Here is a 541-nt window from a genome sequence, read left to right as displayed (position 1 = left end):
CGCTTGCCGCGCGCCTATATCGAGCATGATCCGCCGCAGGAAAACGCGTTCGAGCAGAAGCATTGGGTGCAGGAACGCGACACGCTGCTCGTCCACGTCACGCACTTCAACCGGCTGATGTGGGATAGCGGCGACACGCCGACGCGCGTCATCGAGCATGGCGTGATCGTTCCAGACAACGTACGTTATAGCGGCGAACTGGAGCGTGGCATCGCGGTGATCAATCATCTGCGTCAGCGCGGCAGGCGGCTCGGCCACGATGTCTACGCGCAAGCCGCCGCGCGCGTGCCGCTCGATCTCGTCGGCATGGATGCGCAGTCGGCGGGCGGCATCGGCGAAATCGGCAATCTGGAGTTGGCGGCCTTTACCGCGCGCTATCGCTTCTTCTTCAATCCGATTCGCTGGACGAGCCTTGGGCTTGCCATCGTCGAGGCCATGACGATAGGCATGCCGATCGTCGGACTTGCGACGACCGAGCTATCGACCGTGATTCGCAACGGCGAAAGCGGCTTCATCCATACGGATACGCAGGCGCTCATCG

Annotated in this window: 1 protein-coding gene; it reads left to right on the top strand. The window is 62.7% G+C overall.

Features of this window, described 5'->3' with window-relative positions:
* The coding region (locus AWB74_RS45230) for a glycosyltransferase (protein ID WP_143749584.1) at positions 1–541 on the top strand (541 nt) is incomplete at both ends.

Source organism: Caballeronia arvi, assembly GCF_001544695.2.
GTDB classification, from domain to species: domain Bacteria; phylum Pseudomonadota; class Gammaproteobacteria; order Burkholderiales; family Burkholderiaceae; genus Caballeronia; species Caballeronia arvi.
Note: the sequence above shows the minus strand (reverse complement) of the source record. Positions and strands in the feature narration are given on the sequence as shown.